Annotated in this window: 33 protein-coding genes and 1 tRNA gene; 16 read left to right on the top strand and 18 right to left on the bottom strand. The window is 36.7% G+C overall.

What is annotated here, in order from left to right; all coding sequences use genetic code 11:
* Positions 1-51: 51 nt before the first annotated feature.
* A complete protein-coding gene (locus N9Y32_03975; protein MDB2590170.1) occupies positions 52-378 on the bottom strand; it encodes a TusE/DsrC/DsvC family sulfur relay protein in 327 nt (108 codons plus the stop codon).
* An 89-nt stretch (positions 379-467) separates the two neighbouring features.
* Between N9Y32_03975 and lepB the strand changes: the two genes are divergently transcribed.
* Positions 468-1,352, top strand: coding sequence for a signal peptidase I (lepB, locus tag N9Y32_03980; protein MDB2590171.1), 885 nt, complete (start codon positions 468-470; stop codon positions 1,350-1,352).
* A gap of 22 nt (positions 1,353-1,374) precedes the next feature.
* Here the strand turns inward: lepB and N9Y32_03985 are convergent, their stop codons facing one another.
* Genes N9Y32_03985 through N9Y32_03995 form a run of 3 tightly spaced genes read right to left on the bottom strand, consistent with a single transcriptional unit; the run spans position 1,375 to position 4,337 of the window.
* A complete protein-coding gene (locus N9Y32_03985; GenBank protein ID MDB2590172.1) occupies positions 1,375-2,223 on the bottom strand; it encodes a ParB/RepB/Spo0J family partition protein in 849 nt (282 codons plus the stop codon).
* 5 nt (positions 2,224-2,228) lie between these two features.
* Positions 2,229-2,999 carry an AAA family ATPase gene (locus N9Y32_03990; protein ID MDB2590173.1) on the bottom strand — a complete coding sequence of 257 codons (771 nt, stop codon included), beginning with the start codon at positions 2,997-2,999 and terminating at the stop codon, positions 2,229-2,231.
* 3 nt (positions 3,000-3,002) lie between these two features.
* Positions 3,003-4,337: a S41 family peptidase gene (locus N9Y32_03995; GenBank protein MDB2590174.1), complete on the bottom strand. Its 1,335-nt coding sequence runs from the start codon at positions 4,335-4,337 to the stop codon at positions 3,003-3,005.
* Between the two features lie 97 nt (positions 4,338-4,434).
* Between N9Y32_03995 and N9Y32_04000 the strand changes: the two genes are divergently transcribed.
* Both N9Y32_04000 and N9Y32_04005 read left to right on the top strand, forming a co-directional pair.
* Positions 4,435-5,085 carry an ABC transporter substrate-binding protein gene (locus N9Y32_04000; GenBank protein MDB2590175.1) on the top strand — a complete coding sequence of 217 codons (651 nt, stop codon included), beginning with the start codon at positions 4,435-4,437 and terminating at the stop codon, positions 5,083-5,085.
* Between the two features lie 32 nt (positions 5,086-5,117).
* On the top strand, positions 5,118-5,432 hold the full coding sequence (locus N9Y32_04005; GenBank protein ID MDB2590176.1) for a metalloregulator ArsR/SmtB family transcription factor: 315 nt from the start codon (positions 5,118-5,120) through the stop codon (positions 5,430-5,432).
* Positions 5,433-5,673: 241 nt separating this feature from the next.
* Here N9Y32_04005 and N9Y32_04010 read toward each other — a convergent pair whose 3' ends face one another.
* The 3 genes from N9Y32_04010 to N9Y32_04020 form a co-directional block, all read right to left on the bottom strand.
* Entirely contained in the window at positions 5,674-5,850 is a 177-nt protein-coding gene (locus N9Y32_04010) for a hypothetical protein (protein ID MDB2590177.1), read from the bottom strand.
* Positions 5,851-5,983: 133 nt separating this feature from the next.
* Positions 5,984-6,160 (bottom strand): hypothetical protein, encoded by a 177-nt coding sequence (locus N9Y32_04015; protein ID MDB2590178.1) that lies wholly within the window; start codon positions 6,158-6,160, stop codon positions 5,984-5,986.
* A 20-nt stretch (positions 6,161-6,180) separates the two neighbouring features.
* The gene (locus N9Y32_04020; GenBank protein MDB2590179.1) at positions 6,181-6,369 is read right to left on the bottom strand and encodes a hypothetical protein; all 189 of its coding nucleotides are present in this window, start codon (positions 6,367-6,369) and stop codon (positions 6,181-6,183) included.
* Between the two features lie 288 nt (positions 6,370-6,657).
* Here N9Y32_04020 and N9Y32_04025 point away from each other — a divergent pair, with 288 nt between their 5' ends.
* From N9Y32_04025 to N9Y32_04045, 5 genes are all read left to right on the top strand, one after another.
* Positions 6,658-6,990 carry a hypothetical protein gene (locus tag N9Y32_04025; GenBank protein MDB2590180.1) on the top strand — a complete coding sequence of 111 codons (333 nt, stop codon included), beginning with the start codon at positions 6,658-6,660 and terminating at the stop codon, positions 6,988-6,990.
* Between the two features lie 163 nt (positions 6,991-7,153).
* Positions 7,154-7,230, top strand: a tRNA-Arg gene (locus tag N9Y32_04030).
* Between the two features lie 12 nt (positions 7,231-7,242).
* Positions 7,243-8,016, top strand: a complete 774-nt coding sequence (gene lgt, locus N9Y32_04035) for a prolipoprotein diacylglyceryl transferase (GenBank protein ID MDB2590181.1) — start codon at positions 7,243-7,245, stop codon at positions 8,014-8,016.
* On the top strand, positions 8,013-8,867 hold the full coding sequence (thyA, locus tag N9Y32_04040) for a thymidylate synthase (GenBank protein ID MDB2590182.1): 855 nt from the start codon (positions 8,013-8,015) through the stop codon (positions 8,865-8,867). The genes lgt and thyA overlap by 4 nt, the downstream gene beginning before the upstream one ends.
* Before the next feature lie 3 nt (positions 8,868-8,870).
* Entirely contained in the window at positions 8,871-9,200 is a 330-nt protein-coding gene (locus N9Y32_04045; GenBank protein MDB2590183.1) for a zinc ribbon domain-containing protein YjdM, read from the top strand.
* Between the two features lie 66 nt (positions 9,201-9,266).
* On the opposite strand, the gene N9Y32_04050 is transcribed toward N9Y32_04045, so the two are convergent.
* Together N9Y32_04050 and cas6 are read right to left on the bottom strand one after the other, a co-directional pair.
* Complete coding sequence (locus N9Y32_04050; protein ID MDB2590184.1) at positions 9,267-10,298, bottom strand: thioredoxin fold domain-containing protein; 1,032 nt, start codon at positions 10,296-10,298, stop codon at positions 9,267-9,269.
* Between the two features lie 67 nt (positions 10,299-10,365).
* Positions 10,366-11,034: a type I-MYXAN CRISPR-associated protein Cas6/Cmx6 gene (cas6, locus tag N9Y32_04055; protein ID MDB2590185.1), complete on the bottom strand. Its 669-nt coding sequence runs from the start codon at positions 11,032-11,034 to the stop codon at positions 10,366-10,368.
* Between the two features lie 37 nt (positions 11,035-11,071).
* Here cas6 and rnc point away from each other — a divergent pair, with 37 nt between their 5' ends.
* Genes rnc through acpS form a run of 6 tightly spaced genes read left to right on the top strand, consistent with a single transcriptional unit; the run spans position 11,072 to position 15,397 of the window.
* Positions 11,072-11,740: a ribonuclease III gene (gene rnc / locus N9Y32_04060; GenBank protein ID MDB2590186.1), complete on the top strand. Its 669-nt coding sequence runs from the start codon at positions 11,072-11,074 to the stop codon at positions 11,738-11,740.
* Entirely contained in the window at positions 11,740-12,624 is an 885-nt protein-coding gene (era, locus tag N9Y32_04065) for a GTPase Era (GenBank protein ID MDB2590187.1), read from the top strand. The genes rnc and era overlap by 1 nt, the downstream gene beginning before the upstream one ends.
* Before the next feature lie 9 nt (positions 12,625-12,633).
* Positions 12,634-13,554, top strand: coding sequence for a metal-dependent hydrolase (locus N9Y32_04070; protein MDB2590188.1), 921 nt, complete (start codon positions 12,634-12,636; stop codon positions 13,552-13,554).
* A gap of 2 nt (positions 13,555-13,556) precedes the next feature.
* On the top strand, positions 13,557-14,246 hold the full coding sequence (gene recO, locus N9Y32_04075; GenBank protein ID MDB2590189.1) for a DNA repair protein RecO: 690 nt from the start codon (positions 13,557-13,559) through the stop codon (positions 14,244-14,246).
* Positions 14,247-14,252: 6 nt separating this feature from the next.
* Positions 14,253-14,978, top strand: coding sequence for a pyridoxine 5'-phosphate synthase (gene pdxJ, locus N9Y32_04080; GenBank protein MDB2590190.1), 726 nt, complete (start codon positions 14,253-14,255; stop codon positions 14,976-14,978).
* The gene (gene acpS, locus N9Y32_04085; protein ID MDB2590191.1) at positions 14,975-15,397 is read left to right on the top strand and encodes a holo-ACP synthase; all 423 of its coding nucleotides are present in this window, start codon (positions 14,975-14,977) and stop codon (positions 15,395-15,397) included. Before pdxJ ends, acpS begins: the two co-directional genes overlap by 4 nt.
* Here acpS and N9Y32_04090 read toward each other — a convergent pair.
* From N9Y32_04090 to N9Y32_04105, 4 genes are all read right to left on the bottom strand, one after another.
* Complete coding sequence (locus N9Y32_04090; GenBank protein MDB2590192.1) at positions 15,394-15,699, bottom strand: hypothetical protein; 306 nt, start codon at positions 15,697-15,699, stop codon at positions 15,394-15,396. The two genes, acpS and N9Y32_04090, sit on opposite strands and share 4 nt — an antisense overlap.
* A gap of 75 nt (positions 15,700-15,774) precedes the next feature.
* Entirely contained in the window at positions 15,775-16,473 is a 699-nt protein-coding gene (gene ubiG / locus N9Y32_04095; protein ID MDB2590193.1) for a bifunctional 2-polyprenyl-6-hydroxyphenol methylase/3-demethylubiquinol 3-O-methyltransferase UbiG, read from the bottom strand.
* Positions 16,470-16,919, bottom strand: coding sequence for a peroxiredoxin (locus tag N9Y32_04100; GenBank protein ID MDB2590194.1), 450 nt, complete (start codon positions 16,917-16,919; stop codon positions 16,470-16,472). The genes ubiG and N9Y32_04100 overlap by 4 nt, the downstream gene beginning before the upstream one ends.
* A 36-nt stretch (positions 16,920-16,955) precedes the next feature.
* A complete protein-coding gene (locus N9Y32_04105; protein ID MDB2590195.1) occupies positions 16,956-17,405 on the bottom strand; it encodes a peroxiredoxin in 450 nt (149 codons plus the stop codon).
* A 44-nt stretch (positions 17,406-17,449) separates the two neighbouring features.
* On the opposite strand from N9Y32_04105, the gene lepA reads away from it, so the two are divergent.
* The gene (gene lepA, locus N9Y32_04110; GenBank protein ID MDB2590196.1) at positions 17,450-19,237 is read left to right on the top strand and encodes a translation elongation factor 4; all 1,788 of its coding nucleotides are present in this window, start codon (positions 17,450-17,452) and stop codon (positions 19,235-19,237) included.
* 13 nt (positions 19,238-19,250) lie between these two features.
* Here the strand turns inward: lepA and ccsA are convergent, their stop codons facing one another.
* Positions 19,251-20,036: a cytochrome c biogenesis protein CcsA gene (gene ccsA, locus N9Y32_04115; protein MDB2590197.1), complete on the bottom strand. Its 786-nt coding sequence runs from the start codon at positions 20,034-20,036 to the stop codon at positions 19,251-19,253.
* 63 nt (positions 20,037-20,099) lie between these two features.
* Here ccsA and ffh point away from each other — a divergent pair, with 63 nt between their 5' ends.
* Positions 20,100-21,521, top strand: coding sequence for a signal recognition particle protein (ffh, locus tag N9Y32_04120; GenBank protein ID MDB2590198.1), 1,422 nt, complete (start codon positions 20,100-20,102; stop codon positions 21,519-21,521).
* A gap of 321 nt (positions 21,522-21,842) precedes the next feature.
* Here the strand turns inward: ffh and hisD are convergent, their stop codons facing one another.
* From hisD to N9Y32_04140, 4 genes are all read right to left on the bottom strand, one after another.
* A complete protein-coding gene (gene hisD, locus N9Y32_04125; protein ID MDB2590199.1) occupies positions 21,843-23,135 on the bottom strand; it encodes a histidinol dehydrogenase in 1,293 nt (430 codons plus the stop codon).
* Positions 23,132-23,749 carry an ATP phosphoribosyltransferase gene (hisG, locus tag N9Y32_04130; protein MDB2590200.1) on the bottom strand — a complete coding sequence of 206 codons (618 nt, stop codon included), beginning with the start codon at positions 23,747-23,749 and terminating at the stop codon, positions 23,132-23,134. Before hisG ends, hisD begins: the two co-directional genes overlap by 4 nt.
* An 11-nt stretch (positions 23,750-23,760) precedes the next feature.
* Entirely contained in the window at positions 23,761-25,020 is a 1,260-nt protein-coding gene (gene murA / locus N9Y32_04135) for a UDP-N-acetylglucosamine 1-carboxyvinyltransferase (protein MDB2590201.1), read from the bottom strand.
* Positions 25,020-25,222 (bottom strand): ABC transporter substrate-binding protein (locus N9Y32_04140; protein MDB2590202.1); only part of this gene is annotated, 203 nt, incomplete at its 5' end. The genes murA and N9Y32_04140, both read right to left, overlap by 1 nt.

Genomic DNA, 25,222 nt, shown 5'->3' on the forward strand with positions numbered 1-25,222 from the left:
TAAAAAAGGCGCTCAATGGGCGCCTTTTTATTAAGTTAAAAAGCTTAATGCTTAGTAACCACCTTTACGTCTAGTTTCTGGAAGACCAGCAACTTTACCAGCTTGTTTAGCAGGACCTTTAGGAAATAAGTTATACAACTCTTTAGTGCCTAATTTACCATCCCAATCATCTTTCAAACCTTTAACCATGTTGCGTTCGTTAGGCTGATTGGCGTTGTTGTTGATGTATTCATTACGCAGGAAATTAATCAATTTAAAGCTATCATCGGTTAATTCGACACCTTCTTCTGCTGCAATTTCATGAGCAATGTCTTCGTTCCAAGTGTTAAGATCAACTAAGTAACCGTGAGCGTCTCTTTCTAAATCTGATAATGCCATTGTATTTCCTCCAATGTGAAAAATTATAAAAAGAACTTATTATATAATAACCGAGTTTTGCTTTACCTTTTTTTTGTACGGATATTATTATGACACTTGAAAACGCATCACCTTTCTTTGCATGGGATGTTTCATCGTATTTAGCTTTATTTTTAATTGTAGCCTTTGTAGTGGTTAGTTTGGATAACTTATTTTTTAATAAGACTCCAAATGCAGAACTCTCAACACCTGATAAAACAGGCCTCCCAAAATTAATATATTTTGTCTTATTTTTGAGATTTAATAAAAATGAAAAATACATTAACCGCCCAAAAATTGTTCAATGGTCTGCAGAATTTTTCCCAGTATTGCTTTTAGTGTTTGTATTGCGTGGTTTTGTTGTGGAGCCTTTTAGAATTCCATCTAATTCTATGATGCCAACTTTGTTAACGGGAGATTTTATTTTGGTATCTAAGTTTGATTACGGCGTTAGCATTCCAGTAATAAATAAAAAAATAATTGAATTTAAAAAGCCTGAAAGAGGGGATGTGATTGTTTTTAGGTATCCTAATTATGAGAAAAATGATAAGTATCAAGGTGCTGATTTTATTAAAAGAATTGTTGGTATTCCTGGCGATAGCATCGTTCATTATGCAGATCGCTTGTCAATTAATGGCAAGGAGATTGCTTATGAAGATATTGAAGATTACCAGGGTGTAGAATCTGGTTCAGAGATGACAGGGTTTAAGCGTAAGCGAGAGTTGTTAGGTAATAATCTTCATGACATCTTGCTAGACCCAAATCAAAATTCTCAACGTGCTAGGGCTGTTGTTCCAGAAGGACATTATTTTGTCATGGGCGATAATCGATCTCGCAGTAGCGATTCTCGTTTTTGGGGTTTTGTGCCAGAAAAATATATCATCGGTAAAGCCTTTGGCATCTGGATGCACTATGATGATTCGCTTAAGCTAGATAGGGTTGGTGGTTTTAATTAAGATAAAACTAAGGTTTAAAGAGTTAATTGATATGTTTTAAGATATTACTAAGCTCGTCTTCTGATTTGTAATGGATGATGATTTTGCCTTTGTCACCCGTAGCTTTAATTTCAGTTTTAGAGTTTAGTGTTTTTGACAAAGCACTAACAAGTTCCGAAATATGCGGCTCAATAGTTGTGATGGATTTTGTTTTTGGATTTAAAACACGTTTAACCAGCTCTTCTGTTTGACGCACAGATAAAGATTTTGAAATGACTCGATTGGCCACCATTAGCTGATTTTCTTCAGTTAAAGGTAGTAGTGCACGAGCATGGCCCATTTCTATTTTTCCTTGACCAAGAAGTTTTTTTGATTCTTCACCAAGTTGCAATAAGCGAATCAGATTACTCACACTAGAGCGTGAGCGACCCACTACATTAGAAATCTCTTCATGCGTCATCTTAAAATCTTCAATCAGTTGCTGTAAAGCTTTTGCCTCTTCAAGCGGCGTTAGTGATTCACGCTGGATATTTTCAATCAGACCAATCGCAAGAGCTACTTGGTCGTTAATTTCACGCACAATTACAGGCACTTCTTTTAGCCCCGCAATTTGAGCAGCATGCCACCGACGCTCACCTGCGATAATTTCGTACTTATCATAAGTGATCTTTCTAACAACCAATGGCTGGATAACACCCTGAGAAGTTATTGATGCAGCTAGTTCATTGAGTGTTTCTGTATCTATATCATCTCTAGGCTGAAATTTGCCCCGCTGAAGGTTATTAACACTTAGCATTCTCATGCTATTATTCGTTTCTGAATTATCAGTGTTGGTACCAACTTGTCCTAATAAAATATCTAGTCCGCGACCTAATTTTGAGATTTTTGTCATAATAGTTAATTCATTGATGTTTTTCTTAGCACTTCACTGGCTAAAGAGATATATGAAATTGCACCTTTAGATGATCTGGCGTAGCTAATCGCATCTTGACCAAAACTAGGTGCCTCTGCTAATTTTACATTTCTAGGAACAATAGTTTTAAAAACTTTGTGTGAGAAATATTGCTGTAATTGTAAAGATACTTCATTTGACAAATTATTTCGATTGTCATACATGGTTCTCACCAATCCAGTAATTTCGAGCTCTGGATTAGTGGTAGCTTTAATCTTATCAATAGTTTGTATTAGGGCACTCAAGCCTTCTAATGCGTAATATTCGCACTGCATAGGGATGATAATCCCATCAGATGCAGTAAAGGCATTAATGGTTAGCATGTTCAAAGAGGGCGGGCAATCGATAATTACATAGTCATATTGACTAGCCACTGAATTAATAGCGTTTTTAAGCCTATATTCAGAATTCTGTCCACGTAATAGGGCTATTTCTGCCGCAATCAAATCTGTGTTTGAGCCCAATACATCAATACCTGATTCATCAACATGAACAATGGCTTTGTTAATACTGCATTCATCTAGAAGTAGCTCACAAACCGTATTTTCAAGCGTGTATTTATCCACACCACAACCCATTGTGGCATTGCCTTGTGGGTCAATATCAATTAATAAAACTCGTTTCTTAACTGCTTTTAATGCAGCACTCAAATTAACAGCTGTTGTCGTCTTACCAACGCCGCCTTTTTGATTTGCAATTGAAAGCGTTATCGCCACTAATTACTTTCCTAAAACCGTCAGCGCTTTAAGCAAATTACTAGCCTCATGCACAAAATAATCTTTCTTTAATTTTTCAATGGTTTTTTTGTCAGCAGTAGCTTGATTTTTTTCTTGCGACTTAACAATCTCAGACTCAGACATTTTGCTTGGATCTTCTTGTTCTAAGCGACCACTTAGATCGTTCTCTTTAATATCAACAATTGATTCCTCCTCTTCATTTTCTAAACTGATATTTTTTAGTTTAATATCTGGTTCAATGCCTTTAGCTTGAATTGATCGACCGTTAGGTGTGTAATATCGAGCAGTGGTTACTTTAAGGCCATACCCCTTATCTAATTCAATAATAGTCTGAACCGAGCCTTTACCAAAAGAGGTTTTACCCATAATAATAGCACGCTTATGATCTTGCAAAGCACCTGCAACGATTTCTGATGCAGAAGCCGAGCCTTCATTAATTAACACAACAATTGGAGAGCCCAGCATAATATCACCAGGCTCGGTTTTAAACTTTAAGTTTGAACTAGGAATTCTACCTTTGGTATAAACCACTAAGCCAACTTCATCAATGAACAAGTTGGAAACATCAACAGCACCATTTAAAACGCCACCTGGGTTGTTGCGTAGATCAAGAATTAACGACTTAAGATAGCCATCATTTTGATCTACCAAATCAGCAACTGTTTCTTTAAGAAGATTTGCAGTAGGTCCCTGGAAGCTAGAAACACGCACATAGCCAATATCCTTTTCAAGTAAATAACCTTTGACACTAACAATAGTAATAATTTCACGAGTTATATCAACCACGAAAGGTTTTTGATTATTACGCAAAACAGTAATTTGTATATCAGTGCCAGGCTCACCACGCATTAGCTCCACACCATCTTCTAAGCTCATGCCACGAACTAGCTTCTCACCAATTTTAATAATTATGTCACCAGCCTGAATGCCAGCTTTATAAGCGGGAGTATCGTCAATAGGAGAGATAACTTGAATGCCATCATCTTTTTTACTAATCACGATGCCTAGACCACCAAATTTTCCCGAAGAGCTTTCCATTAAACTTTTTTGCTCTTTAGGCTCTAGATAAACAGAATGAGGATCAAGACCGCTAACCATTCCTTTAATAGCATTATCAAACAACTCTTTGTTCTCGACATCATCAACATACAATTGTTTGATATCACTAAAAACCACAGTAAAGGCTTCAAGATCTGAGAAAAAAGCCTCAACTCTTTGCTCTTCTTCAGTAGTTTTAGCGCTTAAAACAGGCGCAAAAAATAGCGCAGTAAGTAGTGAAAAAAGTAAGGAAAACCTAGAAAAATTAAATAAAGTCATAATATAGTTATTTACTTATGCGAAGATTAAATATAATACTGTGAAAACGAGATACATTTTTTTAATTTTTTGCTTGTTTTTGCCAAATGGAGAAAAAATGAGTAAATTGAATGTCATATTATTAACATTATTATTATCTTTATCCACGTTTAGCTTTGCACAAGAAGCTTTGGAAAACATTCAAAATCCAGTAGATACTCAAAATGAAGCTCCTGCTGAAGGATCCGTTTCAGAATCTCAAAAATCCGCTGGCCCTGTTAAAACAATCCAAACTGCCATTGTTAAATTGAACCAATTAACAACAGTTGTAAATTATTCTCCGCAGCTTGCAAGCACTTTAATTCAAACTCAAATAGCGCCATTATTTGATTTTGATCATATTGCTAGTGAGATCTTACTAGTAACTAATTTAAATTTAGGCGCTGATGAGCAGTTATATTTTTCCAATAAAATTAAGAAAAACATTATTACTTCATTATTATCAAGATTGACCCAAACTCGATCTACATCTTTCCAATTTATTTCAGCACGACCAGTTATTGGTGGTTCAATTGCTGTTAAACTTAAAGTTAATGGCTATTATTCATATGGTATGTTTCTAGATATAATCTTCCATCAAACAGCTGATCAAGCTTGGAAAATCTCAGATATCGTATTAAACAATGATAGTTTAGTGAATTATTATCAAAAAATGGTCTTAATTAAATTAAGAAGATACGGTATGTACGGTATGCTGGGTCGACTTTAAATTTACCATTCAAATAACCCCGAGAAGACAATATGAGTGATATGACATTATTAGAAAAAGATGAAGATATTGAAAAGGCAACTAAAGCTTTAAAAGCGATGGCTCACCCATTGCGACTAAAGATTTTATGTGCCCTTAAAAATGACGAGCTACCGGTATTAGAAATTGTTCAGCAGGTAGGATCTTCACAATCAAATATCTCACAACATATTGATATCCTAAGAACTAAAGGTATTGTTGAGTCAAGGCGCGATGGTAATAAGATTTTATGTAAAGTAAAAGATGCAAAAATTCTTAAATTAGTGGCTAATATGCAAGCAGTATTTTGTTCATCTGAAGATAATTAATTTAATTTTTAGTTTATATATGTTTAAAAAAAAACCACCGTAAGGTGGTTTTTTTTAAACTTCTATTTCAAGGCAAATAAATAATTACACTTTAAGGCAACAATCTAGCCTGTGAAATTTTTATAACCCTAAACTATTTGCTATTTTTTTACTTCTTGAACGGTAATTATTACAGCTATGATAGTAAGTGTAAAGCAAAATAAACCAAAGAAAAATACTACTGAATCTGTACCATTCATAGTTAGCCTCTCCTGGTTATTATTTTAAAATAAATAGCAAAAGTTAAAATTGAAGGAATCCAAGTTGCAGTAAACAAGGCTTCTTGTTTTGTATCAGCACCTTGGAACCAAAGAAAAGCGGTTGTCATAAAAGCAACAGCTACAGCTATCAAGATAAGTACATCTGAGGTTTTAATCATAATTACACTCCTTATAGCTATTTTTTCTCTTCTGTCTCGATTTTTTTAAACTCTTGAGCAGTCAAAACAGCAGCAACTATTGTCAGTGAAAAGCAAAAGAAGCCAGCATAAAATATCATTGAGTTATCCATAATTAATCCTTCCTTGCTATTATTTTAAAATAAATAGCAAAAGTTAAAATTGATGGAATCCAAGTTGCAGTAAACAAAGCTTCTTGCTTTGTATCAGCACCTTGGAACCAAAGAAAAGCGGTTGTCATAAAAGCAACTGCTACGGCTATTAAAATAAGTACATCTGACGTTTTAATCATAATTACATCCTTTTTAAAAGTTATTCTTCATTCCAAAAAGCCCAAGAACCTATTAGTAAGAAAATTACCGCTACTGAAGCATGCGCTCTTACACTTGATTCATTAGGCAACTCTATTAAAAGCGGGAGAACATTAGCCATTCCTAGCAAAAGCCAAATTACTGATAATAATGCTAATAATAGTGCAGCTTTCCCGATTTTTTTTTTCATTCGACTTTTCTTCATACTTAAATATTTAATTATTCAACAAACAATAAAAAATTAATAATTAAATTTCTATTTTTGAATATACCTGTTTTTTTAATCCTTGTTATACAATTTATTTATTTTTGTACAATTTTATTTTAAAAGCAGTTTTAAACAATTAAAGTAACTGCTTAGTCATTACTAATAATATAAGGCCTGTCGAATGTATACTGTCAATAAAAGTGATTGTGAAAATATGTCTAAAGTCAGGCGCTTTAAAATAATTTTAGTTGATGCGGGGTAAGGCTAGTTATGATGATTAATAATTTTACAATGAGCTTAACAGTGGCGAGTCTTTTCATCTCAACCTCTGTGCTTTCTAATAGCTGGGTGCTTGATAAGAGTAATTTTGAATATACTCAACCCACTTTGAATAAATGCATTGAGATCATGAAACAAGGTGTTTTAGTGGATTCCGAACCAATTAATAGGAATCAGCCGCTAGTTACCTACATTTATGACAACAACATGTACAGTGTTCGTTGGAATAAAATTGATGAAATGCTGGTATGTTATTTCAATGGAAAACTGGTTAACTCTAAAAGTAATGAAGCCCAGAATAGAGATCAAATACTCCCAAGGTAGTTGAATATTGAATACACCTTTTATAGAGATTTTTTAGTACATATTTCGTGCATTAATAGCTATTTTGTGCATATAATTGTAGAGTAGTAATAACTCAAAACGAATTAATGAAAGCTTTAGAATGCCTTGATACAAAAGACTTTTCCAAGGCGAACCCCTTATTGTGCTCGTAGCTCAGCTGGATAGAGTGTTGGCCTCCGAAGCCAAATGTCGGGTGTTCGAATCACCTCGAGCACACCATTTTAATAACCTATGACTTACCCCAGTATTAATCCCGTTGCACTAGACTTAGGTTTTGCTCAAATCTATTGGTATGGATTGATGTATCTCGGCGCTTTTTTAGCGGCTTATTTTTTAGCTAATTATCGTGCCAAACAGGATGAAAATTGGAGCGCCCAACAAATTGAAGATCTAATTTTTTATGGCGCCATTGGTGTCATTGTTGGTGGACGCTTGGGCTATATGTTGTTTTACAACTTACCTAATTTCTTATCTGATCCACTCTCAATCTTTTCCATTCAAGGTGGCGGTATGTCTTTTCATGGTGGATTTTTAGGTGTTTTATTGGCCATGGTTATATTCAACCGAAAATACAACAAAAGCTTTTTCTCCACCATGGATTTTGTTGCACCTCTAGTGCCACTCGGGCTGGGTTTTGGACGAATAGGTAATTTTATTAATGGTGAGCTTTGGGGAAAGGTTACCACCAGTCCATTAGGAATGTACATTCAAGAGCAGGGCATTAGCCGCTATCCATCACAACTATACGAGGCTTTTTTAGAAGGTTTGGTGCTGTTTATTATTCTTTGGCTTTATAGTAATAAACCTCGCCCTTTAATGTCGGTTTCAGCATTATTCTTAATTTTCTATGGACTCTTTAGATTTATAATTGAGTTTGTTAGAGTGCCAGATGCGCAATTAGGTTACTTAGCATTTGAGTGGCTAACCATGGGACAATTGTTAAGCCTTCCAATGATAATATTAGGTTTTTACCTACTTTACAAACCAAACAAGCGACAAGCATGAAAGCATACATAGATATTGGAAAACGAATTTTAGACGAGGGTGTGTGGCTGGAAAATGCACGTACTGGTCAAAAAACATTAGCCATTGTTGGCGCCACTTTTGAACACGATCTTAGCAATGGTACAGTGCCAGTTGTTACCACCAAAAAACTCTTTTGGAAATCAGCCATTGCTGAGATGTTGGGCTATATCCGTGGTTACAGCTCTGCAGCTCAATTTAGAGCAATAGGATGTAATACTTGGAATGCTAATGCTAATGATAATCAGGCTTGGTTAGATAATCCACATCGAAAAGGTGAGGACGATATGGGTATGTGCTACGGCGTAATTGGGCGAGCATTCCCAGGTATCGAAGATGATGAGCCACTAGATCAATATCAAAAAATCGTTACAGATTTATCTCAAGGTATAGATGATAGGCGTGAAATCATGACTTTTAATCACCCAAATCTCATTCATAGGGCCTGTTTGCCAGCCTGTATGCACACCCATCATTTTAATTTACTCGGGGATGATTTGTATTTAGAAAGCTATCAGCGTAGCAGCGACTATGCCCTAGGTCAGCCATTTAATCATTTTCAAGTGGCATTTTTATTATTAATTACCGCACAAATTACTGGCAAAAAAGCCAAGAAAATGCGCCATCATTTATCCAATGTCCACTTGTATGAAAATCAAGTAGAGATTTTTAAAAACGAGCAAGTAGATCGTGAGCCATTAGCCTTACCAAGCCTGAAGATCAATCCTGAAATTAAAACCCTGGAAGATTTAGAAACTTGGGTGACCATGGATGATTTTGAATTGGTTGATTATAATCATCATGATCCAGTTAAATACCCATTTACGGTATAACCCATGAGCTTGCCCAACTGTCCAAAATGTAATTCTGAATATGCTTATGAAGATGGCAATCTATTAGTTTGTCCTGAATGTGCTTATGAATTTTCAGTAGATGATTTGATTGAGCAAGAAGAGGTGGTTAAAGATTCAAACAATAATATTTTGAATGATGGTGATACAGTGACTGTCATTAAAGATCTTAAGATTAAAGGCACCTCAAACTCGGTTAAAGTCGGCACCAAGGTTAAGAGTATACGTTTGTGTGATGGTGATCATAATATTGACTGCAAAGTTCCTGGACACGGCGCTATGAAACTTAAGTCTGAGTTTGTAAAGAAAGTCTAATCACTCTAAAAATTTACTAAATTTCACAAATCGACCTTAAAGGCCGGATTAGCTTAAAACTTTATCCTACTTCCAAATATCAACTGTAATACCTTGCGCTCTTAACAAGTCCGACTTATGCTCAAGATAACGTTGGAAATTTGGCTGAGTTTTGTATTCACCTGAGAGTACATAAGTCATAATTCCGTGGGTGTGATAAGACTTGAAAAAAGCATCTCTGCGGATAATCTCTTCGCCTGTTTTATCAAAAAATACGATGGCTGGTTTGTAAGTAAGATTCAGCTCATTGTACCAATCTTTAGCGGTGGTGCGCTTACCAGCAGGGGTGATAAGTTTTTCATCAGAGAGTGCATTAAAGCGCACAACTTGCATTTGTTTTAGATGTTTTTGAGTTTCTTCGAGTGGCATAAGTTGCTGATGAAAATCATTACATTCTAGACAATTTGGTTCTTCAAAAAATACTGCCAAGTATTTTTGTGCAGGCAAGGTTTTGTTTCGAGTCAACATATGTGGACCTTGCTCGAAAATGGCATGGGCATTCAGTGTGCCCGAGGTGTCCTTTTTAAGACTGTTAAGGTAGCTTGCATATGATTGATTTAAATAGGCTTTATTAGAAACATAATCAAGCGTGGCATGCATTTTATCAACTGATTGATAGCCATTTAGTCTAAGAACATTTTCACCTTTTGCGTTTAAAAAGACAAGGGTGGGGGTGAATTGAATTTTCATTTTGGCTGAAAATTCTTTTTCTATGTAGTCATTACCTTGCCAATCGGTAAGCTCTCTATCGCCCCACATATTGGTTTCAATCGTATCGAAATTTTTTTGTAATTTAGCAACTAGAGCGTTATCATGAAAATTGTCCTGAACCAGTTTGGCACAATAAGGGCAACCATCTTGATGAAAATAAATCATCACATGCTTACCTTGGTCATCAGCCTCTTCTAGGTCTTCGGAAAAATCCATAAAACTTACTTTAAACCAATTTGGCAAATCATCAACGACTTGACTGCCTAAAAATTCAGCCTCTTTTACCGGCTCAACAGCCAGAGTTGGTTGAAATATAAGTAGTGAAAATAATAGAACTAAAGCGCGCATAATCTCTCTCCAGAGTTGATGACAGTTACTAAGAATTGTAGACCCAAAACGACGCCAATGCAAATGCTTAGCTTTCTATGGTTTCAATACCTTTTTGCGCAATGAATAATCCACAGCCTAGTAGGCGATGATCGCCCAATCCTTTTTCTTGTAATAATACAGACTCATCTTTTTTAAGATCAGCCAGCATTAAAGAGCGAGTGTGAATAGTACCATCATTAGTTTGAATAGTGCGTTCGAGACCGGCCATCATTTTTTTGACTTTAATACCTAAATCAGATAACTCCTCAAAGCACTGTTGCAAAAAAGCCTCTTCGCTAATACTTTGATCACAAACTACTTGCTTAGCAAATAAAACCGGCATCTCACTTAATAATTTATTGTTAATAAATTTAACAACCTTGATTTTGTATTCACCAAGATTTAGGGTTTGACCAACAATTGTCTTTGCACTATCTAGATATTTATGTTGAATACGAATCGTAAGCTTAGAGCGTTTAGATGGATAGTAAAAGCCACCTTCTTTACTTTGCTCCCATCCATTTCCATCTGCTATACCAATAGTGTGAATGCCAGCGTTAGAATCGCTTAACCAGGGTAAATGCTCGAGCATTGCTTGCGCGAGTAAAAAACCATGATCCATTGGTAATATTTTCGATTGGATTTTAAAGCTAACCTCTTGAATACTCTCAGGAAGCGTAAAATGTTCTACATTGGTGTCTTCTTGCCAAAACATACAAAATAATTGTTAAATGAATATTGCGTAATTATAGATGGAAAAATTACAACAAAAACTGAACTATCAATTTAAAGACTTGTCTTTGCTCGAGCTTGCGTTAACGCACCGAAGTATGGGCAAAAAGAATAACGAGCGTCTAGAGTTCTTGGGTGATAGTATTTTAGGCTTAGTGATTTCAAGGGAGCTTTATAAGCGTTTTACGCAGATTGAAGAGGGTAAGTTGTCTCGATTAAGGTCGCACTTGGTAAGAGGTCAAACACTGGCTAAATTTGGCCTTTCTTTGGAGTTGGCTGATGTGCTAATTTTAGGTTCTGGTGAGTTAAAAAGTGGTGGCTATCGTCGTGAATCTATTCAGGCAGATGCGGTTGAAGCAATTTTTGGTGCAATTTTGCTTGATTCTGATTTAGAAACGATTAACACTGTTATTTTGGATTTATATCAAGAGCGTTTAAATGCAATTGACCCAAATGATTCCCTTAAAGATCCTAAAACTCAGCTTCAAGAATATTTGCAAAAGCGTAATAATGCACTGCCAAAGTATGAGCTAACCAAAACAGTGGGCAAAGACCATAATGCTGTTTTTACAGTGAACTGTTTTTTGCAAGATCAGAATATTCAAACCAGTCAAAATGCTAAAAGTCTCAAGCGCGCCGAGCAGTCTTGTGCCCAAGTGCTATTAGCAAAATTAAAGGAGAGTAAGTAATGGGATTTCAAGCAGGATTTATCGCCGTGGTTGGTCGACCTAATGTTGGCAAATCCACATTAGTTAATGAGCTGATTGGGCAAAAGCTTTCTATTACTTCTCATCGTCCTCAAACAACTCGCCATCGTATTCATGCGATTGAAACGACTGATGATTATCAAATGGTATTTGTGGATACGCCAGGTGTACATATTGGTAATAAAAAAGCCATTAATGCTTACATGAATCGTGCTGCGAGTTCGAGCATTAAGGACGTAGACATGATTTTGTGGCTAGTGGAAGTGGGTAAGTGGACAAAAGAGGATGCTCGTGTTTTGGAGCATGTGTCCCAAGTTGATGTACCTGTGATTATGTGTATTAATAAGATCGATAAATTGCCATCGCCTCAAGCTGCATTGCCTTTCTTAGAGAAAATTGGCCAAATATACCAGCCTACCGACATGTTTCCTTTGTCTGCTTTTCAGAAAAAAGACACTAAAGCATTAAGAGAACTTGTTTTAAAGCATCTGCCCGAGCAAGACATGATTTTTGATGCAGACTTTATAACTGACAGATCAGAAAAATTTGTCGTTGCAGAGTTTATTCGTGAGAAGTTAATGCGCCATTTAGAAGAAGAGCTACCCTATGAGCTCACCGTAGAAATTGAGCAATACGAGCTTGACGGCAACATGCAGCGCATTGCTGCACGTATTTTTGTTGAAAAAGAATCTCAAAAAAATATCGTGATTGGTAGTAAAGGTGAAATGCTAAAAATCATCGGTACTGAAGCACGTCAAAGTATTGAAGGATTTTTAGATCGCAAAGTGTTTTTAAAGCTTTGGGTTAAAGTATCAACGGGTTGGTCTGATTCTAAACGTTCACTTGCATCATTAGGTTACGACTAGTCATTATTAATGGATTCAATTACTCAATTTAGTCTGGGTGCTGTTATTGGAATAGCCGTTTCGCCAAAGAAAACCCCAAAAGTCGCGCTGATTTCAGGACTTGTGGCAACCATACCAGATCTAGATGTTTTATTTAGTTATCCAGATGCTTTGACAAGTACCATTGAGCATAGAGGCTTCTCACATTCCTTGTTTTATCTCACTCTAATTTCGCCATTAATAGCGGCTTTACTGTACAAACTTTTTGATCTACTTAGCTATTTTCGTTGGCTAATTTTGGTCTTTTTGGTTTTAACAACTCACCCAATTCTAGATAGTTTTACAAGCTATGGCACTTCTTTGCTATTGCCTTTTAGTGATTTTAAAATTATGATTGGATCGATTTTTATCATCGATCCGATTTATACAATACCACTAAGTGTTAGCATTGGTTATATTTTCATCAAGAAGAAAGTGCTGATGATTAATAATTTTTCGTTTAATACAATTGCACTTATATTTTCACAACTTTATTTGTTGTCTACATTTGTCATCCAACAATCAATACTACCAAGCGGAAAGGCTTATGCCACACCAACGCCATTTAACAGTATATTGTGGCGAGTTGTTGTTGTTGAGGATGATTTTATTAAGCAATATTTTGTTGATGTTTTTGGCAGCAAGGGTATAGAAATTAAAGTTGAAAATCGACACTATTTAAAAAATATTAACCAACAAGTTGTTGATAAATATGCCAATTTCTCAAGTGGTTTTTACAACTTAGAAGTTACTGATAACAAGCTAATATTGAAAGATTTTAGAATGGGTAGTATTACAAATCCAGTTTTTAGTTTTATCATTGCTGAACTTATAAATGATCAGTGGATAGCAGTATTGCCCTCCAGAATTTCTACGAAGTTTAATGCAGATAATATGTATGGGAATGAATAGTTATGGCAAAAGTGGATTTAACCCCAGCTTTTTTGATACATCGAAGAACCTTTAAAGACACCTCTTTATTGCTAGATTTTCTTACCCTCGAACACGGCAGAATTAGATTGGTAGGTAGAGGTTTGCGCAACTCAAAAACCCAAATTCAAGTGTTTCAACACCTCAAAATTTCTTATAGTGGTAAGGGAGATTTAAAGAGCTTAAGTAACTGGGAGGCAGATGATATCCCTAGACAGCTTAAGGGTGATAGTCTTATTCTTGGTATGTATGTCAATGAGCTTATTTCAAGACTATTGCATGAGCAAGATCCTCATTTTGAACTGTTTGAGATTTACAAAAGCTTTGTTCAAAATTTAGCAACAATTAATCCGTTATCTAGCCATTGGTTGCTTCGTTTATTTGAACACAACTTATTACAAGAGCTGGGCTATGGTGTAGATTTTTCACAAGATATAATAGGTGAACCCATTGATTTAAATGCTCATTATGAATATCAACATCAAGGTGGATTTGTGAGAAGTGTTGCAGGTAAAATAATAGGAAAATCTATTAATCAATTATTGATTGATGATATTAACAACATGCCAGATCCACAGCAATTAAAGGCATGTAGAGATTTAAATCGCATGCGATTAAAACCTTTGCTGGGTGATAAGCCCTTACAAAGTCGATCATTATTTTTTAGCAAATAGCACATTATGAGTATTTATTTAGGCGTTAACATTGATCACATTGCCACTCTTAGGCAAGCGCGTGGTACCAACTATCCGTGTCCAATTGAAGGAGCCTTGTTGTGTGAACAATCTGGTGCTGATAGTATTACTCTGCATTTGCGTGAGGATAGGCGTCATATTCAAGATTCTGATGTAGAAATTTTACGAAATAAGCTCACGACTAAGATGAATTTAGAAATGGCAACGACAGATGAGATGATCGCCATTGCCACTAAAATTAAACCTGAAGACTGTTGTTTGGTACCTGAAAAGCGCGAAGAACTAACAACAGAGGGTGGGCTTGAAGTTGCTAGCCAAATTCCAAGAATGACACAAGTTTGCGCTCAATTAGCTGAAGCTAGTATTATTGTTTCACTATTTATTGATGCCCAAAAAGATCAGATTGATGCGGCAAAAGAATGCGGCGCGCCAGTTATTGAGCTTCATACAGGCCATTATGCTAATGCAACGGGCGATGAGCAAAAACAAGAGTTTGAGCATATAAAAGCAATGGCGGCATACGCACATTCTATTGGCCTACAGGTTAATGCCGGACACGGGCTTACTTTAGAAAATACTTCGGCAATTGCTGAATTGCCTGAAATTGTAGAGCTAAATATTGGTCATTCGATTATTGCAAGGGCTATATTTGTCGGTCTTGAGCAAGCTACTCGTGAAATGAAAGCGTTAATGCTTAAAGTTAGAGCATGATTTATGGCGTAGGCACGGATATCATCAATATTGAGCGTGTTGAACATATCTTAAGTAAAAATAAAGATGGTTTTGTTAGGCGAGTATTGTCGGATCATGAGCAATCATTATTTGCCAATAAAGGTGATAGCGCCTCTTATTGTGCTAAACGATTTGCTGCTAAAGAGGCTTTTGCTAAAGCATTGGGTACAGGAATTGGTAAGATTGTAAGCTTTCAAGATTTAACCATTCGTAATAACGATAATGGCAAACCTTATTTCATTCCAAGTGAAAAATTACGCCTATATTTAGTCGGTAAAAATATTAAACAGGCGCATTTAAGCTTGTCGGATGAAAAATTTAATGCGGTGGCGTTTGTCGTGTTGGAGTTGGGTGAAGAAAAAGCGGAACAATCGAAGGATTACGGCACAACTTTTTAATTAATATATTCGCCATATCCTGCTTTTTGGGCTTCATTTTTAGTTCCAATGCAACCAAATTTTTGAGCAGTTTGATATCCAGAAACAGCCATCGAATTTCTCTCTAAAATTCTAATTGGTGTTTTATCCATGTCAAAATACTTTAGAGATTTATTCATCTTTTTCATACCTTGAAGGGTTAGTCCGCCACAATTTTCATTGTAGTATTTAACCGCACCAATCACTATAAACATTTCATTAGGCGTTATAGCGTGTGAATTAATGTTTAGAGTTAATAAAATTAAGGTGATTATCTTCTTCATAAATCGCAATAAATTTTAGGACGTGATGACCTAAAGTTTACTACTTTTCTTTAAGAAAATTAAAGATTTATTGGATTATTTTGAATAATGACATAGGTAATTAACACTGACGTCATGCCCTAACTTGTAGGTTTTCTTAAATGGATTATAAGTCATGCCAATCATGCCTTTTAACGACATATCAGCTTGTCTTGACCATTCATCCATTTCACTTGGTTTAATGAAATTGTCCCAATCATGCGTGCCCTGAGGTAGAAGTTTTAAGACATACTCAGCACCAATGATCGCAAACAAGTATGACTTGGCATTACGATTAAGGGTTGATAAAAACACTTGACCACCTGGCTTGACCAAAGTAGCACAAGCTTTAATAACAGAACTTGGATCAGGAACGTGTTCAAGCATTTCTAGACAAGTTACTACGTCAAATTGTCCAGCGTGAGTTTTGGCTAATTCTTCTACTGGAATCTTTTGATAATCAACTTCTAATCCGGATTCCAATAAGTGCAGCTTGGCTACTTCGAGTCCAGCTTCTGCCATATCAATGCCAGTTACTTTTGCACCTTGCTCGCACATAGCTTCAGTAAGAATGCCACCGCCACAACCTACATCTAGAATATTTAAGTTCTCTAGAGAGTTGTTGCAACGCTCTTTAATATAATCAAGGCGCAAAGGGTTAATGTCATGAAGTGGTTTAAATTCCGAATTTTTGTCCCACCAGCGAGAGGCTAGCGCGGCAAACTTATCAACTTCATTAAAATCTACATTACTCATAGTGATTGAACCTCTGCTAATACTGCTTCGACATGACCGCCTACTGCAACCTTATCCCAAGATTTTAAGATGTCACCATTTGCATTAATGATAAAAGTTGAGCGCACAATACCTATTTTTTGTTCGCCATTTCCAGGTTTTAATTGCCATATACCGAATGCCTCACATAGTGTGCCGTCTTCATCAGCAATTAGTTCAAATGGAAATGATTGATCTTTTTTGAATTGTTCATGGCTAGCCATGCTATCTTTTGACACGCCATAGATCACGCAATTTGCATCGACAAAAGCTTGATGGTTATCCCTAAAATCTTGACCTTCAAGCGTGCAGCCTGAAGTAGCATCTTTAGGATAGAAATACAACACAATGTTGCGTCTTTTTGCATCAGGAATACTAATATCTAAATTGCTGGTTGCTTTGCAGTTGATTGATTTAACTTTGTTCATAATGGTTAATACTTAAATTGATAAAAGCTTATTTTATCATAGAGATTCAAGCGCATCCAAGACCTCATTAACATGACCTTTAACTCTAGCCTTATCCCAAGATTTAAGGATATCACCTTCAGGGCTAATGATAAAAGTGGAGCGCACGATTCCCATATACTCTTTGCCCATGAATTTTTTTAACTGCCATACTTTGAAGGCTTCGCATAACTCACCTTCTTCATCAGAGATTAGCTCAAATGGAAATACTTGTTTGGCTTTAAATTTCTCATGTTTCGCCAAAGTGTCTTTTGATACACCATAAATGACGGCATTCGCATCGACAAAGGCTTGATGGTTATCCCTAAAATCTTGACCTTCAGTGGTACAGCCTGGGGTAGCATCTTTGGGGTAGAAGTACAAAATAATATTGCGCCCTTGTGGGTCAGGAATGTTAACGTCTAAATTACTAGTTGCAGAGCAGGTAATGGATTGAACTTTATTCATTGCTTGTATAATGAGATGTTTAAAACCTTGATTTTATCACTCTCATGAAGAACATCCGTAATTTTTCAATTATTGCCCATATTGATCATGGTAAATCTACTATTGCTGATCGGTTTATCCAGTTTTGTGGCGGCCTGAGTGATCGCGAAATGTCCGCGCAAGTGCTTGATTCAATGGATATTGAGAAAGAGCGCGGTATCACAATCAAATCTCAAAGTGTGACGCTAGACTACAAGGCAAATAATGGTGAAATTTACCAGCTAAACTTTATTGATACGCCGGGCCATGTTGATTTCTCTTATGAAGTTTCTCGTTCTTTATCTGCTTGTGAAGGTGCGTTATTAATTGTTGATGCTTCACAAGGAGTCGAAGCTCAAACAGTGGCTAATTGTTATACCGCTCTTGAGCAAGGTCTGGAAGTGGTTGCAGTTTTGAATAAGATTGATCTTCCTGCTGCAGAGCCAGAACGTGTTATTGAAGAAATTGAAGATGTTATTGGCATCGAAGCAACTGATGCGGTACATGCTAGTGCGAAATCCGGTATTGGAATACAAGATATTTTAGAACAAATTGTTGAAAAAATACCTGCGCCTGAAGGTGAAATCGATGCCCCTATTAAGGCACTTATTATCGACTCTTGGTTTGATAATTACTTAGGCGTTGTATCGTTAATTCGTGTGATTGATGGTGAAATTAAAGCTAAAACGAAGATCAAAATTTTCTCTAATGGTGACGAACATTCAGTTGATGAAGTTGGTGTATTTACACCTAAACGCGTAAAGACTGATAGCTTGAAAGCTGGTGAAGTTGGATTTTTAATTGCCAACATTAAAAATATTGATGGTGCGCCAGTGGGTGATACCATTACCAGTGCTAAAAATTCGGTAGTTGAAGCGTTAGAAGGTTTTAAACCAGTGCAACCTAGAGTATTCGCAGGAATATTTCCTATCTCTGGCGAAGACTATGAAAAATTCCGTGATGCATTAGCAAAACTTCGACTTAACGATGCAGCTTTACAATACGAGCCTGAAAGTTCTGATGCATTAGGATTCGGTTTTAGAATCGGATTTTTGGGCTTGTTGCACATGGAGATTGTGCAGGAGCGACTTGAGCGCGAATATGATCTTGATCTTATTACTACAGCACCAACAGTTATTTACGAAATCTTAGACACTAAAGGCATTATTCATCATGTTGATAGCCCTTCTAAAATGCCTGAAAATCAAGCGATTGCAGAGTTTAGAGAGCCGATTATCACTGCTAATATTTTAGTAACGGACGAGTATGTAGGTGCGGTTATTAGTTTGTGCATTGAAAAACGTGGCATGCAAAAATCTATTACTTACATGGGTAGACAAGTGCAGTTGGTCTATGAGCTACCACTTAATGAAGTTGTGCTTGATTTCTTTGATCGTCTAAAGTCTGTATCTCGTGGCTTTGCCTCTATGGATTATCAATTTACACGCTATCAAGAATCGGATCTTATTCGCCTAGATATCATGATTAATCAAGAGCCTGTAGATGCTTTAGCACTTATTATTCATCGTGATGATTCTATACGTAAAGGTAGGGAGTTAGCCGAGAAAATGAAAGAACTAATTCCGCGTCAAATGTTTGATGTCGCTATTCAGGCTTGTATTGGTGTGAAGATTATTTCTCGTGCGAACGTGAAAGCGCTTAGGAAAAATGTAACAGCGAAATGTTATGGTGGCGATGTCTCACGTAAGCGTAAATTACTTGATAAGCAGAAAAAAGGTAAAAAACGTATGCGTAGTGTAGGTCGAGTAGATATCCCTCAAGAGGCGTTCTTAGCAGTGCTTCATATCGACTAAAAGCCTTACGATCTTAAGATAATAAGCGCTCTATGACAAACTTAGAGCCGAAATAGGCAACGACTAATAACCCAAATCCAATTTGAGTAGCGGTAATCGCTTGTTTTCCACGCCAACCAAAAGTGCTTCGTCCAATCACTAGTATTGCAAAAATACCCCAAGCAATGATCGACAAAATAGTCTTATGCATCAGTTGCTGTGCAAAGAAATTATCAATAAAAATAAAGCCACTAATTAAAGATAAAGTTAGCAGATAAAAACCAATTCTTAAATTTTGGAACAGTAATCTTTCCATGGTTTGCAGAGGCGGCAACTTATTAATAAAAACGTTAATACTACGATCATGAAGATGGCGCTCTTGAACTTTCAATAAGATTGATTGACATACAGCTAAAGCCAATAGGGCGTAAGCAGTTATTGATAAAAAAACATGTGAAGCGATACTTAAAGGAATGAGGTTATCGCCAGTATCTGGAAATAAAATACCAAACACCAATGACAAAGCTGCTAATGGATAAACCAAAATTCCCAGCGCATGTACAGGTTTAGAAATAGAAGAAAGGAATAGCAAAATAGCCACCAACCAGCCAACGAAAGACGTGCTATTTGCTAGTCCAAATACAACACCATCAGGCGTCCAAAAATTAGTAAAGGTAAGTGTTTGAGCAATAATAGCAAAACTAATGAGTAATGAGGTAGTTTGTTGGCGAGGATGCTTAAGTTCATTCTGGCTAAAAAAACGCATCAGCAAAAGGGCTGCAGCAAGGTAAGCTGATATTGCGAAATAAGATAAAAACATATTTAACTTGTTGGATTAATACAAGCTATTATAATACGATACTTTGATTCAATAATTGTAATAATGTTTGATAATTTAACCGAGCGCCTATCCAATAGTTTTAAAACCCTTCAGGGTAAAAGTAAACTTTCCCAGTCTAATATTAAAGAGGCTATTCGCGAAGTTCGTCGAGCTTTATTAGAAGCCGATGTAGCGCTTGAGGTTATCAAAGCCTTTTTGGATCGTGTACAAGAAAAAGCATTAGGTTTAAAAGTTGGCGAAGGACTCAACCCTTCCCAGGCTTTTATCAAGTTAGTTGAAACTGAATTAACCGACATTATCGGCGGTGAAAACAAAACCCTAGATCTTAAAACTCAACCGCCAGCAGTGGTTATGGTGGCAGGTCTTCAAGGTGCAGGTAAAACAACTTCTATCGCTAAGCTGGCGCACTATCTAAAAGAACGTGAAAACAAAAAAGTATTGGTCGTTAGTGCGGATGTTTATCGTCCAGCTGCTATTGAGCAGTTAGAGGTTTTAGCCAAACAGGTTGGAATAGATTTCTTCCCATCAAGTATTGATCAAAAGCCAGAAAAAATAGTTGCCGATGCTAAAAGACATGCGCAAAAACAATTTCATGACGTGCTTTTGGTTGATACTGCTGGCCGTTTGCATGTAGATAGTGAGATGATGGATGAAATTCAAATCTTGCAAAAACAAGTCAATCCTATTGAAACCTTATTCGTAGTTGACTCAATGACTGGCCAAGATGCAGCGCATACAGCCAAATCTTTTGCAGATGCATTGCCATTAACGGGTGTTATCTTAACTAAAACTGATGGTGATGCACGTGGCGGTGCTGCACTGTCTGTGCGCTATATTACTGGTAAGCCAATTAAGTTTTTGGGTGTTGGTGAAAAAATTGATGCGCTAGAACCTTTTCATCCAGATCGTATTGTTTCAAGATTATTGGGCATGGGTGATGTGTTATCTTTGGTGGAAGAAATTTCACGAAAAGTTGACCATAAAAAGGCAGAAAAATCCGTTAAAAAAATGGCCAAAGGTCAGTTTGATTTATCCGATATGCGTGATCAGCTCTTACAAATGGAGCAAATGGGTGGCATGGAAGCCTTGATGGATAAAATGCCTGGCATGGGGCAAATTCCTCAAAGTGTTAAAAATCAGATGATGGGTGGGGTGGATACCAAGCGTATGGTAGCCATTATTAATTCCATGACGCCCAAAGAGCGATCACATACCAAACTCATTAAAGGCTCTCGCAAAAACCGTATTGCCAAAGGCTCTGGCACCGGCCCACAAGACGTTAACAAGTTGTTAAAGCAATTTGAGAAAATGCAAAAACAAATGAAGAAAATGGGCGGCGGAAAAATGCAAAAAATGATGGCAAAAATGGCGGGTGCTCAAGGTGGAGAAATGCCAACGGGTATGCCAGATCTATCCAAGATGAAATTACCTGGTATCGGTGGTGGAAACAAATTTCCTTTTTAGAAAACACTTATAAAAATTTCGAAAATAATGCGAATTGCAATATTTCTAGATTTAAAAGACATTAATCACCCTTAAAAAGACTAATTTAAAGCCAAAAAAAGCATTTTTGAGTGGTTTTTATCTGAAATATTGCTGTTATAGTAAAGACTTATAATGCAATGACCATAATTTCGGAAATAATCGAAATGACTGGTTTCATCCCTAAATAACAAGTATTTTTTTATTCTGCAAGGCGAAGTTTGTAAAGTTTGATTGAGCATAATCAATCTATGCGATTGAAAATTTTAAAAATCTAACAAAACAGAAGGGAAAAATAAGAAGCTATTTTATTCGGTATCTGGCAGATTGAGCATGCGCTTGCAACCCTTCACCATCAGCAAGTGTTGCAGCAATTTCGCCTAAGACATTAGCGCCTTCATCAGATACCATGATTAAGCTTGATTTCTTTTGGAAGTCATAAACACCTAGGGGCGATGAAAAACGTGCTGTGCCAGATGTCGGTAAAACATGATTTGGACCTGCGCAATAGTCACCTAAAGATTCACACGTGTGACGACCCATAAATATTGCACCCGCATGTTTAATGCCGTCGAGCATGCTTTGTGGATCTTCAACTGACAACTCTAAATGCTCAGGAGCGATCTGATTAGAGATCTCAACTGCCTCATCCATGTCTTTGGTTAGAATAAGAGCGCCACGGTCTTTTAAAGCAGTGGCAATAATAGCCTTACGCTCCATTGTTGGTAATAATTTAGCGATACTCGCTTGAACTTGATCGATAAAATCTGCATCTGGACATAACAAGATAGATTGCGCATCTTCATCATGCTCAGCTTGAGAAAACAAATCCATAGCAATCCAATCAGGGTTGGTTTTACCATCACAAATAATCAAAATTTCACTCGGTCCAGCGATCATATCGATGCCAACTTGACCAAATACTGCGCGCTTAGCCGTGGCGACATAGATATTACCTGGGCCAACAATCTTATCAACTTTAGGAATAGTTTGCGTACCATAAGCAAGGGCTGCAACAGCTTGTGCGCCACCAACAGTAAAGACAGTGTCTACACCTGAAATATAAGCCGCAGCAAGTACTAATTGGTTAACAACGCCATCTGGGGTTGGAACCACCATAATAAGTTCTTCAACACCCGCTACCTTTGCAGGAATGGCATTCATAAGTACTGAAGATGGATAAGCAGCCTTTCCACCAGGAACATAAAGACCAACGCGATCAAGTGGTGTTATTTTTTGACCCAACATAGTACCGTTATCTTCAGTGTAAGTCCAAGTGGCTTGCTTTTGCTTTTGATGATAATTATTAACCCGATCAGCTGCTGTTTTTAATGCAGTTTTTTGTTTATCATCAAGTGTGTCATATGCCTCTTTTAAGGTTGATACTTTGATAGTTAGCTCACCTATATTACTAACACTCATTCTGTCAAACTGATTAGTATAGTCAACTAAGGCTTTGTCGCCATCAGTGCGAATATTAGCAATAATATCATCCACAGTTTTTGCAACATTTTTGTTAGATACAGCTTCCCAGGCGAGAAGCTTATTTAAATTATCTTGAAAATCTGACTGGGCTGATGAAAGCTTAGCGATCATAGACTTTTCTCAATAGCATCAACCCAAGATTTAATCGCTGTATTTTGAGTTTTAAACGAAGCACTATTAACTACCAGTCTTGAACTAATGTCTTCAATATGATCCAGCGGAATAAGGCCATTAGCTTTAAGTGTATTGCCTGTATCTACGATATCTACAATACAATGTGATAAACCAACCACAGGTGCTAATTCCATCGCACCATAAAGTTTGATGATTTCACAAGGCTGATCTTTTTGTTCAAAATATTTTTTTGCAGATTTAACATACTTAGTTGCTACTTTTAAAATATTACCTTGCTGGTAGTTTTCAGATTTAGCAGCCACCATAAGTCTACATTTAGCAATGCCTAAATCTAGCATTTCAAATAATCCATTAGCACCATGTTCAAGTAGTATATCTTTGCCAGTAATACCCATATCAGCAGCACCATGCTGAACAAAAACAGGTACGTCAGTGCCACGGATAATAACAACTTTAACATCATCAAGATTGGTATCTAGAATTAGCTTACGAGAGTTTAGTTCTTCGGCAGCAATTTCCAACCCGGCTTTTTTTAATAAAGGTAGGGTTTGTTCTAAAATTCTACCTTTAGATAGTGCAATGGTTAACATGATATTTCTCTCTAATCTTGTATGCGCTCAATTTGAGCACCTAATAATTTTAATTTTTCTTCAATGGTTTCATATCCGCGATCAAGGTGATAAACACGTTCGATTGTGGTTGTGCCTTTTGCTACCAAACCTGCAAGCACCAAAGAAGCTGAAGCTCGCAGGTCAGTTGCCATCAAATTTGCACCCGTGAGCAATTTTACACCTTTACAAATAACCGTGTTACCTTCTAAAGTTAGGTCTGCTCCCATACGAGATAGCTCTGGAATGTGCATAAAGCGATTCTCAAATATGGTCTCAGTGATAGCTGACTGACCATCTGCAATACAATTAAGCGCGCAAAACTGCGCTTGCATATCAGTTGGGAAATTTGGATAAACACTGGTTTTAACATTAACCGCTTTAGGGCGTTTCCCCTTCATATCCAGTGTAATTGTATTGTCGCTACAATCAATTTCAGCGCCGGTTTCTTTAAGTTTATCAAGTACAGATTGCATGGATTGGTGGCGAACGTTTTTGAGTGTTACTTTGCCACCAGTAATAGTCGCTGCAATTAAATATGTTCCCGCTTCGATACGATCAGGGCAAACGCTATGACTAGCGCCAGATAAACTAGAAACACCTTCAATAGAAATTATAGAGGTGCCTGCGCCTGTTATTTTGGCGCCCATCTTAATTAAACAATTAACCAGATCAATAATTTCTGGCTCTTGAGCAGCGTTATCAATAGTGGTTAAGCCTTTTGCTAAGGTTGCTGCCATTAGAATATTTTCAGTGGCAGTGACGCTGACTTGTTCAAAATGTATATCAGTGCCAATAAGCTGATCCGTGGTTGCATATATATAACCATTTTTGACATGAATTTTAGCGCCCAGATCTTCTAGAGCTTTTAAATGTAGGTTAACAGGTCGGGTACCGATAGCACAACCACCTGGTAAAGAGATTTTAGCTTCTTTGTATTTTGCCAACATTGGCCCAAGCGCCAAGATTGATGCACGCATAGTTTTAACTAAATCATATTCGCCAGTAAACTTTGTTAGTTTTGAAGAATCTATATATAAAGAATTATCAGACTCAAGAATAAATTCTGCACCCATGTCCATTAATAATCTAAGTGTGGTTGAAACATCACTTAAATGCGGGGTGTTTTTAAGATTTATGGGACCATCTGCTAAAATTGAAGCAAATAAGATTGGCAAAGCAGCATTTTTAGAACCGGCAATCTTAACGGTACCGTTAAGAGGTTTGCCACCCTTAATAACCAGTTTATACATTATTTTTTATTTAGTCTTTGGATAGTTTTTTTAATCAAACTATCCAAGCCTTTACGTTTAATATGTGAGTTAAATTGTGCGCTGTAATTTTGCACAACACTGACGCCAGCAAATACAACGTCATATATCCTCCAGCGATCATTTCGAATCATTTTTAAGGTAACTACAGAAGGTTTAGCACCTGCATTTGGCTTAATTTCTA

It is taken from the genome of Candidatus Thioglobus sp., from assembly GCA_028228555.1.
GTDB lineage: Bacteria > Pseudomonadota > Gammaproteobacteria > PS1 > Pseudothioglobaceae > Thioglobus_A.